We start from the raw sequence: 16,387 nt of genomic DNA, 5'->3' as shown, positions 1-16,387 counted from the left end.
GTCTACGAGGGAATGTGGTAGTTTCTGTGGCAAAGACTGTAACACAAGCCCAAGGCCCTCCGATGGCCGGCCGTAGCGTGTGATCCGGCGTTTCATCACGCCCGGGTAAGCATGCGAAAGTCTCTTCATTCTCATTGCAGACCGGAACCCCGCCAGTGAGTTCATCCGAAATCCCGATCGATATTCAGTCCTACTCGCGATATGCCGCGCGCATGCTGGCGTCGCGCCCTGCGCTGGCCAAGGCGTTGCCGACGCTCGCCGAGCACCCCGTCGACGCGCGCTGGCTCGCCCGCCGCTTCGAAGCCATCACCGGCACGCTGCTGACGCCGCCGGACCAGCCGTCCGGCGTTGTCGGTGTGGACGAGGCGGCGCTGGCACGTGCCTTGCGCATCCTGCGGGTCGAAGCGCTGTGCGCCGTCATGCAACGCGATCTCGACGGTCGTGCGGAGTTGTCCGAAGTCACGCAAGCCATGTCGGCACTCGCCGAGTTCGCTGTGCAGGCGGGCATTGCGGTGTTGTCGCGCGACCTCGAAGCCATTCACGGTGTGCCGCGTAATGCGGAAGGGGAGCGCCAGACGCTCGGCGTCGTGGGCATGGGCAAGCTCGGCGGCCGCGAACTGAACGTCTCGTCCGACATCGACCTCATCTTCCTTTATGAAGACGACGGCGACACGACCGCGCCTGACGGTGCCGATGCGGCCGCCGGCGCTCGCCTGCGTCTGTTGTCCAATCACGAGTTCTTCACGAAGCTCGGCCGCAAGCTGATCGGGCTCATCTCGGAACTCACACCGGACGGCTACGTGTTCCGGGTGGACATGCGCCTGCGCCCCAATGGCGATTCGGGTCCGCTGGTGTGCAGTCTGCCGATGCTCGAAGAGTATTTCTATGTGCAGGGCCGGGAGTGGGAGCGTTATGCGTGGATCAAGGGACGCCTCGTGTCCGAAGTCGCGAGCGAGCCCGGTCGCCGGATCGAGCGGCTGCTGACGTCGCTGGTGCAGCCGTTCGTGTTCCGTCGCTATCTCGATTACGGCGTGATCGGCGCGATTCGCGCGTTGCACGAGCAGATTCGCCATGAGGCGGAGCGTCGCGCGCGGGCTAAACCGGCGCGCATCAACGACATCAAGCTCGGACGCGGCGGCATCCGTGAAGTGGAATTCTCGGCGCAGGTCTTTCAGTTGATTCGCGGCGGACAGGAGCCGGAACTGCGCGTACGGCCGACGCTCGCGGTGCTGGGCGTGGCGGCGCGGCGCGGGTGGCTGGCGCAGAACGTGGCGGAAGCACTGTCGAATGCCTACGTCTTCCTGCGCAAGCTCGAACACCGCATTCAGTATCTGGACGACGCGCAGACCCATATCCTGCCGTCTCCCGGCGAAGACCGCCTCGCGGTGGCGCGCGCCATGGGCTTCCCGGACGAAGCGACCTTCATGACAGTGCTCGATGAGCACCGCGAATTCGTCGCCGGTCAGTTCGACGAGATCTTCGCGGACAAGGCTAACAGTGGCGCACAGAAGGGCACGGGGTCGGGCACGGGCGAGTGCGAATGTCCGCCGGAACTGTGGAGCGAATGTCTGGCCGACGAAGCGCAGACGGGCGACCTCGGCAATCAGCTCACGCGTCTGGGCTTCGGCGACGCCGAAGGCGCGCTCGACCGGTTGCGCGCCGTGTGGACGTCCTCGCGCTACAAGGCGCTGGGCGAGATCAGCCGGCGGCGCTTCGACCAGCTCGTGCAGCGTGCCGTGGAAGGCGCGGCGGGCACGGGCGAGCCGGACGCCGTCCTCGGCCGCATGCTCGATCTGCTCTCGACCATCAGCCGTCGCAGTTCGTATCTCGCGCTGCTCACGGAGTACCCGCGCGCGCTGGAGCGCGTGGTCAATGTGCTCGCCGGGTCCCGCTGGGCGGCAGGGTATCTGATCAGCCATCCGCAACTGCTCGACGAACTGCTTGACGACGAAGCGCTCGCCGCGCCGTTCGACTGGCCGTCGTTCAAGACACAACTGCTGCTGAGCCTGAACGCGGCGGGCGCTGCGGGCAACGTCGAAGTGCAGATGGACATTCTGCGTCGCGCGCACCACGCCGAAGTCTTCCGCATTCTGCTGCTCGATTTGCAGGGCACGCTGTCGGTGGAGGCTATCGGCGACCGTCTCTCGGAACTGGCGGACATCATCGTCGACGTGACGATCTCGACGGTCTGGCCGCACGTGGCGACGCGTCATCGCGAGGTGCCGCGCTTCTCGGTCATTGCCTATGGCAAGCTCGGCGGCAAGGAACTGGGCTACGCGTCGGACCTCGATCTCATCTTCCTTTACGACGATGACGACGACCGCGCGCCAGACGCTTACGCTGCGCTCGCCCGTCGTTTCGTGACGTGGCTGACCACGCATACGGGGGCTGGCATGCTGTTCGATGTCGATCTGCGACTGCGCCCGAACGGCTTGTCGGGCTTGCTGGTCACGAACATCGAGAGCTTCCGTCAGTACCAGTTCCGCGAAGGCAATGCCAACACGGCGTGGGTCTGGGAGCATCAGGCGCTCACGCGTGCGCGTTTCTGTGCGGGCGACGAGACCATCGGCGCGACGTTCGAGAACATTCGCGCACAGGTGCTGGCCACGCCGCGTGAGGCGTCGGCGCTGGCGCAGGAGATCGTGGCGATGCGTCGCAAGGTGCTCGAAGGGCATCCGAACGCAACGAAACTGTTCGATCTGAAGCACGATCGCGGTGGCATGGTGGACATCGAATTCACCGTGCAGTACCTGGTGCTGCTGCACTCGGGCGCGCATCCCGCGCTGCTGCGTAATGCGGGCAATATCGCCTTGCTGCGCGAGGCGGCGCAATTGGGGCTGATCGATACCAGGCTCGCAGATGACGCAGCGGCGGCGTATCGGTTGTATCGCAAGCGTCAGCACAAGTTGCGGCTGGACGGTGTGGAAGCGGCCCGCGTGCCGGTCGCAGACGTCGAGGGGGAGCGGCAGGCCGTAATCGCGCTGTGGGATTCGGTGTTCGCAGACGCGGGGCCGGTTTGACGGTCTGGCGCGTGGACGGCGCTTGAACACAAACGCTTGAAAAACAACGGGCGGCCGATGATAGGCCGCCCGTTGTTTATCGAGGCATGTCTTTGTTGTCGACGACGCTCAGAGCGCCAACATCTCCCGCGCGTGCTTGCGCGTCGTCGCCGTAATCTCCACACCGCCCAGCATCCGCGCGATTTCCTCGACGCGTTCGGTGCGTCCCAGTGGCTCGATCTCGCTCATGGTCGTGTCGCCGTCGCTGCGTTTGCTCACTCGCAGATGCTGATGGCCGAGGGCGGCGACTTGCGGCAGGTGGGTGACGCACAGCACCTGACGTCCCTGACCCAATTCACGAAGCAGGCGACCGACCACTTCGGCCACCGCGCCACCGATCCCGGAATCAACTTCGTCGAAGATCAGCGTCGGCGTAAGACTCGCGCTGCTGGCGATCACCTGTAACGCGAGGCTGATGCGCGCGAGTTCGCCGCCTGATGCGACTTTGGCAAGCGGACGCGTCGGCACGCCCGGGTGTCCGGCGACGAGAAATTCGACCGTCTCCAGCCCGAACGACTGCGGCTCGGGGGTTGCCGTGAGTGCGACTTCGAAGCGTCCGCCGGGCATCGAGAGGTCCTGCATCGCCCGGGTGACTTCGCGCGAGAGCGAGGCCGCTGCTTTGGCGCGCGCCTTCGACAAGTCCTTCGCCAGCTTGAGAAATTCGGCCTGTGCGGCGTCGGCTGCGGCCTGCATGGCGGCCGTGTCGGCAGACGCCGTCAACTCTTCCAGTTGCGCGCGACGCGCCGCCAGTTCGGCGGGCAATTGCTCGGGCGTCACACGGAACTTGCGTGCGGCCGAATGCAGGGCGTCGAGTCGTTGCTCGACGACCGCCAGTCGTTCCGGATCGAGATCGACGCGTTGCGCGTAATGCGTGAGCGAATGGACCGCTTCGCGAAGCTGAATCTCGGCAGGTTCCAGCGCGGCGAGCGTGTCGGCCAGCCCGGCGTCGATCTCCGCAAGTTCGCGGATCTGATGCACGACATGGCCGAGCGACGGGACGATCGCGCCGTCGGCTTCGGCGAGTGCGTCGAGCGCGCCTTGCACGCCGTTGATGAGACTCGCCGCGTGAGAGAGCCGCCGATGCTCGGCGCTCACGTCGTCCCATTCGCCTTCCTGCGGTCCCAGCTTGTCGAGTTCGGACGTCTGCCATTCGAGACGTTCGCGCTCCAGTTGTAGTTCGCGGTCGCGCCCGCGCGCCTCCTCGCAGCGCTTAACGAGACGCCGCCACTCCTTGTGAGCGGTGGCAGTATCGGCGGCAAGGGTGGTCGCCCCCGCGTGCGAGTCGAGCAGGCGGCGTTGCGCGTCGGGGCGCAGCAACTGCTGGTGCGCGTGCTGGCCGTGAATGTCGACGAGCATTTCGCCGAGTTCGCGCATTTGCGTGAGCGTGGCGGGTGTGCCGTTGATGAAGGCGCGTGAGCGACCGCCGGCGTCGAGCACACGCCGCAGCAACACGCCGCCATGTTCTTCGAGCGTGAGCGCTTGCGCTTGCAGCCAGGCTTCGAGATCGGGGCGCGCTTCGGCATCGGCGGCGAATTCAGCGGTGATGTCGGCGCGCGTTTGCCCATTGCGCACCATGCTGGTATCGCCGCGCTCGCCCATCGCGAGCGCCAGCGCATCGATCAGAATCGATTTGCCCGCGCCGGTCTCCCCCGAAAACACGGTGAAGCCGGCGGAGAATTCCAGATCGAGACGATCGACGATCACGAAATCGCGAATCGAGAGACTGCGTAGCATGGGATGTCGGGTGAGGCGTGGAGTCAGTTCTGCGGCGTATCTTCGTCGGAGATATGCTCGTTCCAGTGCAGCTTGCGGCGCAGCGTCGCGTAGTAGTTGTAGCCGACCGGGTGCAGAAACGTCACCTGATGCTGGGAGCGGCCGACCAGAATCTGGTCACCCTGACGCAGTTCGGCAAACGACTGCATATCGAAATTGGCGCCGACTTCGCGACCGCCGGTAATCGTGATGACGATGTCGCTCGAATCCGGCAGCACGATCGGACGGTTCGACAGTGCGTGCGGTGCGATCGGCACGAGCACTACACCGCCGAGGCGCGGATGCAGGATCGGCCCGCTGGCCGACAAGGCGTAGGCCGTCGAACCGGTGGGTGTAGCGACGATCAGGCCGTCGGAGCGCTGCTTGTACATGAAGCGTCCGTCGACGTCGACGCGCAGCTCCACCATCCCCGAGATCCCCGAGCGGTTCACGACCACGTCGTTGAACGCCAGCGTCTCGAAGAGCGTCTGGCCGTCGCGTTCGATGCGTGCGGCCAGCAGGGTGCGTTGTTCGGCTTCGAAGTGTCCTTCTAGCATGGCCGGCACGACCTGACGCATCTCGTCGAGCGGAATGTCGGTGATGAACCCGACGCGGCCGTGGTTGACGCCAATGAGCGGCACCTTCGAGGCGGCGAGCTGACGGCCGACGCCGAGCATCGTGCCGTCGCCGCCGACCACGACGGCCACGTCGGCCTGTGTGCCGATTTCCTGGATGTCGAGGGTGCGGTACGGATCGGCACCTGCGCCGATGTTATGCGCGGTGTCGCGCTCGAAGACGACATGATGCCCACGCTGGGCGATGCATGCCGCGAGCGTGAGCAATGGTTCGGCGACGCCGTCGGCATGGTACTTCCCGACGAGCGCCACGGTCTTGAAGGGGCTCCCAGTTTTCATGCCGCCATTACACCATAAGTCGATGACAGCAACCATCGCCAACGCAGAGCCCGCAACGGTTCTCGTGTCGGGGTTTGCCGTACGCCGCGTACCGACGTTTCGCGTTACAATTTTTGCCATGCTAGATCAACGTGCGCAAACGCTTCTCAAAACCCTGATCGAACGGTACATCGCAGATGGCCAGCCGGTCGGCTCGCGCACGCTCTCGCGGTTCTCGGGTCTCGACCTGTCGCCCGCGACGATCCGCAACGTGATGTCCGATCTCGAGGCGATGGGTTTCGTGGCCAGCCCGCATACGTCGGCCGGACGCGTGCCGACGCCGCGCGCGTACCGTCTGTTCGTCGACACGATGCTCGCCGTGCGCCCGCTCGAAGAGGCCGTGCATCAGTTGGCGACGCAGGTGCAGACCAGTCTGCAACCGGCCGGCCCGCAACAACTGATCGCCTCCGCCGCACAGGTGCTCTCGCATCTGTCGCAGTTCGCGGGTGTGGTGCTGACCCCGCGCCGCAGCCAGACCTTCCGTCATATCGAATTCCTGCGCCTGTCCGACAAGCGCGTGCTGCTTATCATCGTCACGCCCGACGGCGACGTGCAGAACCGCATCATCCTGACGGAAAAGGACTACTCCCCGGCGCAACTGGTCGAGGCGGCGAACTACCTGAACGCCAACTTCGGCGGTCACAGCTTCGACGACGTGCGCACTTACTTGCGTGGCGAACTCGATGCGCTGCGCTCGGACATGAGCGCACTGATGCAGGCCGCCGTGCAGGCGGGCAGCGACGCCATGGCCGACACCACGCGCGAGAGCGTGCTGATCTCGGGCGAGCGCAACCTGCTGGGTGTGGAGGACCTGTCGTCGAACATGGAGCGTCTGCGCAAGCTATTCGACGTGTTCGAGTCCAAGACCGGCCTGCTGCAACTGCTCGACGTGTCGAGCCGCGCGCAAGGGGTGCAGATTTTTATCGGCGGCGAGTCGAGCCTCGTGCCGATCGAGGAGATGACCGTCGTCACGGCACCGTACGAAGTCGACGGCGAAGTCGTCGGTACGCTCGGGGTCATCGGGCCGACGCGTATGGCGTACGAGCGCGTCATCCCCATCGTCGACATCACGGCCAAGCTCCTCTCCAACGCGCTCAGTCATCACTGAGCGGCGCGCTGGCGCGTTCGCGCATCGGCCGATCCGCCGATTCGCCGATTCGCCCATTCCCGGTTACAACCCCGTAGCATTCCTTTACACGCTGTCACACGCGGCAGGGTTAGGCTTCAAGCGTCACTTGCGGCGAGGTCGTTTGCGTTCGTCATCGGGCTCACCGGAGGATTCGGACAGAACTACAAGGTGGCTGATCGCCAGCGCCTGCAAGCTGCGCACGGCATGCCCACCGAAAGGGCCCGGAGTGTTTATGAAATCTCTGATTTCCTGGCGGACGACGGTCCGCTCCCTTGGCGTCGGGCTGGCGCTGGGTCTGCTGGGCGCTGTAGGTGCGCCGGGGCTGGCGCAGGCGCAGAGCGCCGATCCGCCGGGGCGCGTGGCACGTCTGTCCGAGTTCGACGGCACCGTCACCTACGCCCCGGCAGGCACGAGCGACTGGCGCTATGCGGACCGCAACCGTCCGCTCACGACGGGCGATGCCATTTGGGTCGACCGCAACAGCCGGGCAGAGATGCACGTGGGCGGCACGGCCGTGCGCATGGGCGCATCGACAAGCCTGACGCTGTCCGCCGTCACCGACCAGAATGTGCAACTGAACGTAACGCAGGGCACCGTCGGTGTGAGCCTGCGCAGCGTCGATCCGAACCAGCCGTACGAAGTCGATACGCCGAATCTGGCGTTCGTGCCGCAACAGGCCGGTGAATATCGTGTGGACGTCGATCCGAACGGCGTCACGACGGTGAGCGTCTCGCGCGGTGCTGGCACGGCATATGGACAAGGGGCGTCGGTCCCGCTTCAGCAAGGGCAACGGGTCGCGTTCGTCGGTCAGAACCTGACGCAGCAGCAGACCGGCCCGCTCACGGCCGACGCTTTCGATCGGTGGATGCGCGATCGCGACGCGCGTGAAGACGCTTCCGTCTCCGCACGCTACGTGCCGCGCGACATGACCGGCTTTGAGAGTCTGGACGACTATGGCGCGTGGCAGGAAACGCCGAGCTATGGTGCGGTGTGGGTGCCGTCCAACGTGCCGTCGGGCTGGGCACCTTACCGCACGGGCCACTGGGCCTGGGTCGATCCGTGGGGCTGGACGTGGGTGGACGATGCGCCGTGGGGCTTCGCGCCGTATCACTATGGGCGCTGGGCTTACGTGGATGCCCGCTGGTGCTGGGTGCCGGGGCCGGTGGCGGTGCGCCCGGTGTATGCCCCGGCGCTGGTCGGTTGGGTCAGCGGCAGCAGTGGTGGAAATCAGTGGGGTGTGTCATTTGCCGCCGGGGGCGTCGGGCTCGCGTGGTTCGCGCTTGGCCCCCATGACCCGTACCGTCCGGCGTATCACGCCAGTTCGTCGTACATCACGAACATCAATCGCTCGACGATCGTTCGGACGACCAATATCACTAACAACATCAACGTCAACAATGTGTATGTGAACCGCAATGTGCGGGGCGCTGTGTCGACGATGCCCGCGCAGGCTTTCGTGCAGGGACGCCCCGTGGGCGCTCCGACTGCGCTGGCTGCACCGCGCGGCGCGCAGACGTGGCGCGTCGGCAATACGCCGGGTGTAGCCCCGGTGCAGCAGAGCGTGTTCGGCAACAGCCGTCCGGCAGCAGGTGCGCCGCCCGCAGGTGTGTTCAACCGGCAGGTGCTGGCCACGCGTGCCCCGGTCGCCCGTGGCATGCCGTCGCGTGAGCTGACGAGCAATCTGCACCCGGTGCCGAACGCTGGCGGCGCGCCGCTGGTGTTCGGTCAGAACGGGCAGCAGGTGCGCAATCTCGGCGCGGGCGGGCCGAATGGGACGAAGGGTCCGAATGGGCCGAATGGCCAGCCACGCATCGCCCCCCGGGTGACGGTCGTCAGCACGCATGGGCCGGTCGGTGCGCCGATTGGGGCGAACGGTGCGATGCCTGCGCAGCCCGCGCTGGGTGCGACCGGTGCCACCGGTGCCACCGGTGCGACGGCAGGCCATGGCGGCTTGCCCGCGACCGGCGCTGTGCCGCCGATGCATGGCGCGCCGGGGGTGCCCGGACAGCCGGGCGTCCCGGGGGCACCGGGCCATGCAGGCGTACCGGGTCAGCCCGGTGTGCCGGGAACGCCGGGGGTTCCAGGTGAGCCTGGCTATCCCGGCTATCCGGGACGCGGCGTTTATCAGAATCGTCCGGGTCCATCGGCGGTGCAATCCCAACCGGGCGAGCGTCAGCCCGCGCCCTCCGGCGTTCCGCATCCGCCCGGTGTGAACGGGGCCGCTCCGGGGCAAGGACAGCCGTCGGCACGCGGCGAAGCGCCGCAAGCCGTCCCGCAGCCGGGGCATGACGCCGCGCAGCGGGAGATGCAAATGCGTCGCCAATCACCGCAACCGCCGCAATCACCGCAAGCGCCCGCCGCACAGCCGGAAGCGCGGGGCGCACAAGCGACGCCCGCGCCGCGTCCGCAGCCGCCGGTGGAGCATGCGCAGCCCGCGCCGCGTCCGCAGCCTCAACAGGAACGTCCTCAGGCGCAGCCGCACCCGCAACCCACGCAGCGTGAGGGCAAACCGGAAGGAGGGGCGCGCGCCCCCGCGCATGAGGAACATCCGAGGGCCGACCATCGGTCATCTCACGACGACGAGCATCGGCACGGCTGAGGGCCCGCCTGCGCAAATAACCGTCATCCCCTCCGTCCGGTCGTGGACTGACCGACGGAGGGCGCATTCCGGCAGTATCGACTGTCACGACTGACGCCGGACGAGCCCCGTGTTTGCGGTAAAGTACGTTCCATGCGCTTCGATCCCGAACCTATTTCGCATGGCCAGTCCGGCAAGACCGCCGTACTGCTGATCAACCTCGGTACGCCCGACGAGCCGCGTCCTGCGGCCGTACGCCGATATCTGCGCGAGTTCCTGTCGGACCCGCGCGTCGTGGAAATCCCGTCGCTGGTGTGGCAACCGTTACTGCGGCTGGTGATTTTGCCCTTCCGCTCACGTCAGTCGGCGCAAAAATATGCGACGGTCTGGACTCGTGACGGCTCGCCGCTCAAGGTCAATACCGAGCAGCAGACGAACGCCCTGCGCGCGCTGCTGCACGCGAACGACTATGACGTCGTGGTCGATTACGCGATGCGTTACGGCAATCCGTCGATTCCGGAGCGCATTCGTGCGTTGCGCCAGAACGGCGTCGAGCGGATTCTCGTCCTGCCGCTCTATCCGCAGTATTCGAGCAGCACCACCGCCACCGCGAGCGACGCGGTGTTCCGCGTGCTCGGCCGTCTGCGCAATCAGCCCGACGTGCGTACGGTGCGCGACTATCACGACCATCCCGCCTACATTGAAGCGTTGCGTCAGCAGGTCGAAGGCTATTGGCTGCAAAACGGTCGGCCGGACTTTGCCGCCGGCGAACGTCTGCTGCTGAGCTTCCACGGTGTGCCGCGCCGCACGCTCGACCTCGGCGATCCGTATCACGACCAGTGCGTGAAAACGGCGCGCCTGCTCGCGGCTGCCCTCGGTCTGGACGAGACGACGTGCCGTCTCACTTTCCAGTCGCGCTTCGGCAAGGCCGAATGGCTCCAGCCGTACACGGCGCCGACGCTCGAAGAACTCGGCCGTGGCGGCACGCCGCGCGTCGACGTGTTCTGCCCGGGTTTCACGTCCGACTGTCTCGAGACGCTCGAAGAAATCAATATGGAAGGACGTCACGCTTACCTGTCGGCGGGCGGCAAGTCGTTCCACTTCATTCCCTGCCTGAACGGCGCGAGCGCGTGGATTACGGCGCTGGGCGAGATCGCGGCGCGTCATCTGCAAGGCTGGCCGGTACTCTCGCCGCAGGGCGAGGCCGATGCCTCGGCGGCGGCGGTGGCGTCGACGCGTCAGCGTCAGGTGGCGGCTGTGGCCGCGTTCGAGGAAGCCAGTGCGGCCGCCGCTGCCGCCGCGCAGGCGCAGGCGCAGATGCAGACCCAGACCCAGACCCGGGTTCAAACACCCTTGCCGTCCGAAGGCGTGCACGGAGAAGCGGGAGCGCGGTCGTGACGGTCAAGGTGGACGATTCTCCGCACGCCGCTACGCGGATCGACAAATGGTTGTGGGCGGCGCGATTTTTCAAGACGCGCTCGCTCGCCACGCAGGCCGTCGACCGTGGCCGCGTGCTTTGCAACGAAGCCCGCGTGAAACCGGCGCGCGACGTGCGTCCCGGCGATGTCGTGTCGGTCGACAACGGCAGCACGCGCTGGGAAGTCAGAGTCAAGGCGATTGCCGATGTGCGCGGCTCTGCGCCGGTCGCGCAGTCGCTGTACGAAGAGACCGAGGCGAGCGTTCAGGCGCGTGCCGACGAGAGTGAGCGCCGACGTCTGTTCCAGGAGCCGGCGGCACAGATGCACGGACGGCCGACCAAGCGCGACCGCCGCCGTCTCGGTGGCGTTGGCGAGTAAAGGCACGCGCGCCCCGTCCCTCCATCGTTTCAATGCCTGAATGAACACCGCCGCTGGCGAATTGCGCAGCGGCGGGCAAGGGGATGGAGCGTGAATCAGGTGTCCCGTCTCAGTCCATTCAGGCGACTCAGTCGGAACCGTCCGGGGAACGGCATCGCGCACAACCGCAAAGGATCATGCACCCCGGGGCGATCAGCGTGTTGGGATTCCGGTATTCGAAGTCGACGAATGCCCCGTCAGGCCCGGCACTTCCACATAGTGATGCAGCACCGCCCGCACGCTACCGTACTCGGTATCGCGCCGGGTGACTGCGCCGGACAGGCAGATCGTGATCGTTACCGTCGTCACCAACGCAAGGATGAAGACAACAGCCAGTGGCAGCTTCATGATGCGCTCCTTGAAAACACTTCACCGGACGGGGGATGTCCGGTGAGCGGCCGGGCCCGTCGAATGGTCAATCGGATAGGTACATCCATTCGCCGGACCGTAATTCATGTTAGGTCGCAGCAACGGCCGATACAATAGAGGACTCGTAACGCGTGTAACCGGATATTTTCCGGTATGCCGCGCGCACCGATCTGGCGCACAGAATGTCCGCCCGCTCTTGAAATCGGTGTGGACGCCCCTACTATCCAAAGGGATTTGAACCGGCGGCGCATCGTCGTGGTGCGCTGCAAGAACCTTTTGACGACTCAACTCATGACTGAACAGCAAAACACCCCCGACCAGCCGATTCCGTCCCAGGCCGAAGCGGCCCCGACCGACGCTGCGGGCGCGAACGACGCGCTGCCCTCGGTCGAGGCGCAACTTCAGGCGGCTCAGGCAGAAGCGGCAACGCTTCGCGACGAGGCGCTGCGCGCCCGCGCCGAGATGGAAAACATCCGCCGCCGTGCGGAAGAGGAAGTGTCGAAGGCGCGTAAGTTCGCCGTCGAAAGCTTTGCCGAGAACCTCCTGCCGGTCATCGACAGCCTCGAAGCGGCGGCCGCCGACAAGAGCGGCGACGTGGCCAAGCTGCAAGAGGGTGTGGCCCTGACGCTGCGTCAACTCGTCTCGGCGCTGGAGCGCAGCAAGGTGTCGGTCATCGACCCGGCTGGCGCAAAGTTCGATCCGCATCAGCATCAGGCTATCTCGATGGTACCGGCCGAACAGGAGCCGAACACGGTCGTGGCCGTGCTGCAAAAGGGTTACCTGATTGCCGACCGCGTGCTGCGTCCGGCATTGGTGACGGTCGCCGCAGGCAAGTAATTCAAGGTCATCCCGCCACGGCGGGCGGCACGACGCTTCCATCATGGGAATGTTTGTGGTGTCGCGCCGGGCGGTTTGACCGGGCGCAGGCGACGACGCCGAGTCTGGCGGCGCTGTCTGAGCCAAGGCATCGATTCAGAGGCTTACCATCATGGCAAGCGATCTTCCGGACATGAAAGGGGTGGATGGCACGGCGTTCGAGGTGTTCTCGATGCACGCGCTGAGCGCCGCGACGTTCGACGAAGCACTGCGCACGGCGGGGGACGACCTCGCCGTGGTGTTCTTCTGGGGCGTCGATTGCTTCAACTGTGAAGTCGCCAAGAAGGCCATGCTCGCACAGCGCGAGGCCATCGAAGCCCTCGGACTACGCTGGTTTCACGCCAATGTGTATGCCGATATGGCGCTGGGCCGCCGTTTCGCGCTGCATGGGGTGCCGACGTTTTTTTTCTTCCATGCAGGGAAGAAGCTGGGCCGGGCGACCGGCTGGCAGGGCCTGCCCCAGTTCCGGCTGGCGGTGGCCGCCGCACGCGAGAAAATCGCGGCGGCGGGGGGCAAGACCGGGCTGCAAGAAGGGTCTTGAAATGTTCCCGGCTGCACCCATATCCCGTGCAGATCAATGAATTGAGTGGGCGACACGCCCGACGGAAAGACGCAAAGGACGCTAGGAGAAATTTAAATGGGCAAAATCATCGGTATCGACTTGGGCACCACGAACTCGTGCGTGGCCGTCATGGAAGGAAATCAGGTCAAGATCATCGAAAACGCGGAAGGTGCTCGCACCACGCCGTCGATCATCGCCTACATGGACGATGGCGAGATCCTGGTCGGTGCGCCGGCTAAGCGCCAGGCCGTGACCAACCCGAAGAACACGCTGTACGCCGTCAAGCGCCTGATCGGCCGCCGCTTCGAAGAAAAGGAAGTGCAGAAGGACATCGCGCTGATGCCCTACAAGATCGTCAAGGCCGACAACGGCGACGCCTGGGTTGAGGCGCGCAACGAAAAGCTGGCCCCGCCGCAGATTTCCGCCGAAGTGCTGCGCAAGATGAAGAAGACCGCCGAGGACTACCTGGGCGAGCCGGTCACGGAAGCCGTGATTACGGTGCCGGCTTACTTCAACGACAGCCAGCGCCAGGCCACGAAGGACGCAGGCCGCATCGCCGGTCTGGAAGTCAAGCGCATCATCAACGAGCCGACCGCTGCCGCACTGGCCTTCGGTCTGGACAAGAAGGAAGGCGGCGACCGCAAGATCGCGGTGTATGACCTGGGTGGCGGCACGTTCGACATCTCGATCATCGAAATCGCGGATGTGGACGGCGAACACCAGTTCGAAGTGCTGTCGACCAACGGCGATACGTTCCTGGGCGGTGAAGACTTCGACCAGCGCATCATCGACTACATCATTGCCGAGTTCAAGAAGGAACAAGGCGTGGATCTGTCGAAGGACGTGCTCGCGCTGCAACGCCTGAAGGAAGCCGCTGAAAAGGCCAAGATCGAACTGTCGTCGAGCCAGCAGACCGAAATCAACCTGCCGTACATCACGGCCGACGCCTCGGGTCCGAAGCACTTGAACCTGAAGATCACGCGCGCCAAGCTCGAAGCACTGGTCGAAGAGCTGATCACCCGCACGATCGAACCGTGCCGCACGGCCATCAAGGATGCCGGCGTCAAGGTCAGCGACATCGACGACGTGATTCTGGTTGGCGGTATGACGCGTATGCCGAAGGTGCAGGAAAAGGTGAAGGAGTTCTTCGGCAAGGAACCGCGCAAGGACGTGAACCCGGACGAAGCCGTGGCCGCAGGTGCCTCGATTCAGGGCTCGGTGCTCTCGGGCGACCGTAAGGACGTGCTGCTGCTCGACGTCACCCCGCTCTCGCTCGGTATTGAAACGCTCGGTGGCGTGATGACGAAGATGATCACGAAGAACACCACGATCCCGACGAAGCACTCGCAAGTGTTCTCGACGGCGGACGACAACCAGCCGGCCGTGACGATCAAGGTGTATCAAGGTGAGCGCGAGATGGCCGCCGGCAACAAGTCGCTGGGCGAGTTCAACCTCGAAGGCATTCCGCCGGCAGCACGCGGCACGCCGCAGATCGAAGTGACCTTCGACATCGACGCCAACGGCATTCTGCACGTCGGCGCGAAGGACAAGGCCACCGGCAAGGAAAACAAGATCGTCATCAAGGCAAACTCGGGCCTGTCGGACGCTGAGATCGAGAAAATGGTGAAGGACGCCGAGCTCAACGCCGAAGAAGACAAGAAGGCCCGCGAGATGGCCGACTCCCGTAACCAGGGCGACGCGCTGGTGCACAGCACCCGCAAGGCGCTGACCGAGTACGGCGACAAGATCGAAGCTTCGGAGAAGGAAGCCATCGAATCGGCGATCACGGCACTGGAAGAGTCGCTGCGCGGTTCGGACAAGGCCGACATCGATGCCAAGGTCGAAGCGCTCGGTACGGCAAGCCAGAAGCTCGGCGAGAAGATGTATGCCGACATGCAGGCGCAAGCCGGTGCTGCGGGTGCCGCAGGTGCCGAGCAGGGCAAGCCGCATGACGACAACGTCGTCGACGCCGAAGTGAAGGAAGTCAACGACAAGAAGTAAAGCGTGCGTGGCGCGCGGCGCATCGGAAGGTGCGCCGCGTGTGGGCCGGGTATCGAGGTTCTCCACAAGGGGAATGTCGACCCGGCTTTTTGCCTGATGGCGACATGCGCCAACATTGGAAAGAGTTATGGCCAAACGTGATTACTACGAAGTTCTTGGCGTCGCCAAGAACGCCTCGGACGAAGAGATCAAGAAGGCGTATCGCAAGCTGGCGATGAAGTACCACCCGGACCGTAATCCGGACAGCAAGGACGCCGAAGACACGTTCAAAGAGGTCAAAGAGGCCTACGAGATGCTCTCCGAGCCGGAGAAGCGTGCGGCGTACGACCAGTACGGTCACGCGGGTGTCGACCCGAGCATGGGCGGCTTCGGCGGTGCGGGCGGTCAGGGCTTCGGCGGCTTCGCCGACGCGTTCGGCGACATCTTCGGCGACATCTTCGGTCAGGGCGGCCCCGGTGGCCGTGGCGGCCGAGGTGGTCCGCAGGTGTATCGCGGCGCGGATCTGCGCTACAACATGGAGATCACGCTGGAGCAGGCCGCGAACGGCTTCGACACGCAGATTCGCGTGCCGAGCTGGGAAGAATGCGAGGTCTGCCACGGCAACGGCGCGAAGCCGGGCACGAAGCCCGAGACCTGCCCGACCTGTAACGGGGCGGGTTCGGTGCGCATGTCGCAGGGTTTCTTCAGCGTTCAGCAGACCTGCCCGAAGTGCCACGGCACGGGCTCGTACATTCCTGAACCCTGCACAAACTGCCACGGCTCGGGCAAGATCAAGAAGACCAAGACGCTGGAGATCAAGATCCCGGCGGGTATCGAAGACGGCATGCGCATTCGTTCGTCCGGCAACGGCGAACCGGGTGTGAATGGCGGACCGGCGGGCGACCTGTATGTGGAAATCCACATCAAGGCGCACAACGTGTTCGAGCGCGACGGCGACGATTTGCACTGCCAGATGCCGATTTCGTTCGCGACGGCGGCGCTCGGCGGCGATATCGACGCGCCGACGCTGCACGGCAAAGCGACCTTCGAAGTGCCCGAAGGCACGCAGACGGGCAAGACGTTCCGACTGCGCGGCAAGGGTATCAAGGGCCTGCGCGCGAGCTATCCGGGCGATCTGTATGTGCACGTTCAGGTGGAAACGCCGGTCAAGCTCAGCGATGCGCAAAAGCAGATGCTACGCGACTTCGACGCTTCGCTGAAGGAAGGCGGTGCACGCCACAGCCCGCAGTCGAAGGGCTGGTTCGACCGCGTCAAGCAGTTCTTCGAGTAATTC

Annotated in this window: 11 protein-coding genes and 1 pseudogene; 9 read left to right on the top strand and 3 right to left on the bottom strand. The window is 65.1% G+C overall.

The window, feature by feature from the left end:
- Positions 1 to 212 precede the first annotated feature (212 nt).
- Complete coding sequence (gene glnE / locus MB84_RS19865; protein WP_046293012.1) at positions 213 to 3,020, top strand: bifunctional [glutamate--ammonia ligase]-adenylyl-L-tyrosine phosphorylase/[glutamate--ammonia-ligase] adenylyltransferase; 2,808 nt, start codon at positions 213 to 215, stop codon at positions 3,018 to 3,020.
- 108 nt (positions 3,021 to 3,128) lie between these two features.
- Here the strand turns inward: glnE and recN are convergent, their stop codons facing one another.
- Both recN and MB84_RS19855 read right to left on the bottom strand, forming a co-directional pair.
- Entirely contained in the window at positions 3,129 to 4,793 is a 1,665-nt protein-coding gene (gene recN, locus MB84_RS19860; RefSeq protein WP_046293011.1) for a DNA repair protein RecN, read from the bottom strand.
- 23 nt (positions 4,794 to 4,816) lie between these two features.
- Positions 4,817 to 5,761, bottom strand: a complete 945-nt coding sequence (locus tag MB84_RS19855; protein ID WP_052652600.1) for an NAD kinase — start codon at positions 5,759 to 5,761, stop codon at positions 4,817 to 4,819.
- Positions 5,762 to 5,843: 82 nt separating this feature from the next.
- Between MB84_RS19855 and hrcA the strand changes: the two genes are divergently transcribed.
- The 4 genes and pseudogenes from hrcA to MB84_RS19835 all read left to right on the top strand — a co-directional run bounded on the left by hrcA (position 5,844) and on the right by MB84_RS19835 (position 11,267).
- On the top strand, positions 5,844 to 6,872 hold the full coding sequence (gene hrcA, locus MB84_RS19850) for a heat-inducible transcriptional repressor HrcA (RefSeq protein WP_039401029.1): 1,029 nt from the start codon (positions 5,844 to 5,846) through the stop codon (positions 6,870 to 6,872).
- Positions 6,873 to 7,125: 253 nt separating this feature from the next.
- A complete protein-coding gene (locus MB84_RS30555; RefSeq protein WP_046293010.1) occupies positions 7,126 to 9,492 on the top strand; it encodes a DUF6600 domain-containing protein in 2,367 nt (788 codons plus the stop codon).
- A gap of 132 nt (positions 9,493 to 9,624) precedes the next feature.
- A pseudogene (hemH, locus tag MB84_RS19840) lies at positions 9,625 to 10,674 on the top strand (ferrochelatase); the annotation flags it as partial.
- A 191-nt stretch (positions 10,675 to 10,865) separates the two neighbouring features.
- Positions 10,866 to 11,267 carry an RNA-binding S4 domain-containing protein gene (locus tag MB84_RS19835; RefSeq protein WP_084009885.1) on the top strand — a complete coding sequence of 134 codons (402 nt, stop codon included), beginning with the start codon at positions 10,866 to 10,868 and terminating at the stop codon, positions 11,265 to 11,267.
- Positions 11,268 to 11,459: 192 nt separating this feature from the next.
- Here the strand turns inward: MB84_RS19835 and MB84_RS19830 are convergent, their stop codons facing one another.
- Entirely contained in the window at positions 11,460 to 11,654 is a 195-nt protein-coding gene (locus tag MB84_RS19830; protein ID WP_425415872.1) for a hypothetical protein, read from the bottom strand.
- A 312-nt stretch (positions 11,655 to 11,966) separates the two neighbouring features.
- Here MB84_RS19830 and grpE point away from each other — a divergent pair, with 312 nt between their 5' ends.
- The 4 genes from grpE (at position 11,967) to dnaJ (ending at position 16,384) form a co-directional block, all read left to right on the top strand.
- A complete protein-coding gene (gene grpE, locus MB84_RS19825) occupies positions 11,967 to 12,512 on the top strand; it encodes a nucleotide exchange factor GrpE (protein ID WP_046294029.1) in 546 nt (181 codons plus the stop codon).
- Positions 12,513 to 12,663: 151 nt separating this feature from the next.
- Positions 12,664 to 13,092, top strand: coding sequence for a thioredoxin family protein (locus MB84_RS19820; protein ID WP_425415871.1), 429 nt, complete (start codon positions 12,664 to 12,666; stop codon positions 13,090 to 13,092).
- 96 nt (positions 13,093 to 13,188) lie between these two features.
- Complete coding sequence (dnaK, locus tag MB84_RS19815; protein ID WP_046293008.1) at positions 13,189 to 15,114, top strand: molecular chaperone DnaK; 1,926 nt, start codon at positions 13,189 to 13,191, stop codon at positions 15,112 to 15,114.
- Positions 15,115 to 15,241: 127 nt separating this feature from the next.
- On the top strand, positions 15,242 to 16,384 hold the full coding sequence (dnaJ, locus tag MB84_RS19810) for a molecular chaperone DnaJ (protein ID WP_046293007.1): 1,143 nt from the start codon (positions 15,242 to 15,244) through the stop codon (positions 16,382 to 16,384).
- The last annotated feature ends 3 nt before the right edge of the window (positions 16,385 to 16,387 follow it).

Source organism: Pandoraea oxalativorans (assembly GCF_000972785.3).
Classification (GTDB): domain Bacteria; phylum Pseudomonadota; class Gammaproteobacteria; order Burkholderiales; family Burkholderiaceae; genus Pandoraea; species Pandoraea oxalativorans.
This window is presented reverse-complemented; position numbering and strand designations above follow the sequence as displayed.

Excerpts from the sequence above, each read along its gene's own strand:
- glnE (WP_046293012.1), top strand. The coding sequence starts at position 213 with ATGCTGGCGTCGCGCCCTGCGCTGGCCAAGGCGTTGCCGACGCTCGCC.
- recN (WP_046293011.1), bottom strand. The coding sequence starts at position 4,793 with ATGCTACGCAGTCTCTCGATTCGCGATTTCGTGATCGTCGATCGTCTC.
- MB84_RS19855 (WP_052652600.1), bottom strand. The coding sequence starts at position 5,761 with ATGGTTGCTGTCATCGACTTATGGTGTAATGGCGGCATGAAAACTGGG.
- hrcA (WP_039401029.1), top strand. The coding sequence starts at position 5,844 with ATGCTAGATCAACGTGCGCAAACGCTTCTCAAAACCCTGATCGAACGG.
- MB84_RS30555 (WP_046293010.1), top strand. The coding sequence starts at position 7,126 with ATGAAATCTCTGATTTCCTGGCGGACGACGGTCCGCTCCCTTGGCGTC.
- MB84_RS19830 (WP_425415872.1), bottom strand. The coding sequence starts at position 11,654 with ATGAAGCTGCCACTGGCTGTTGTCTTCATCCTTGCGTTGGTGACGACG.
- grpE (WP_046294029.1), top strand. The coding sequence starts at position 11,967 with ATGACTGAACAGCAAAACACCCCCGACCAGCCGATTCCGTCCCAGGCC.
- MB84_RS19820 (WP_425415871.1), top strand. The coding sequence starts at position 12,664 with ATGGCAAGCGATCTTCCGGACATGAAAGGGGTGGATGGCACGGCGTTC.
- dnaK (WP_046293008.1), top strand. The coding sequence starts at position 13,189 with ATGGGCAAAATCATCGGTATCGACTTGGGCACCACGAACTCGTGCGTG.
- dnaJ (WP_046293007.1), top strand. The coding sequence starts at position 15,242 with ATGGCCAAACGTGATTACTACGAAGTTCTTGGCGTCGCCAAGAACGCC.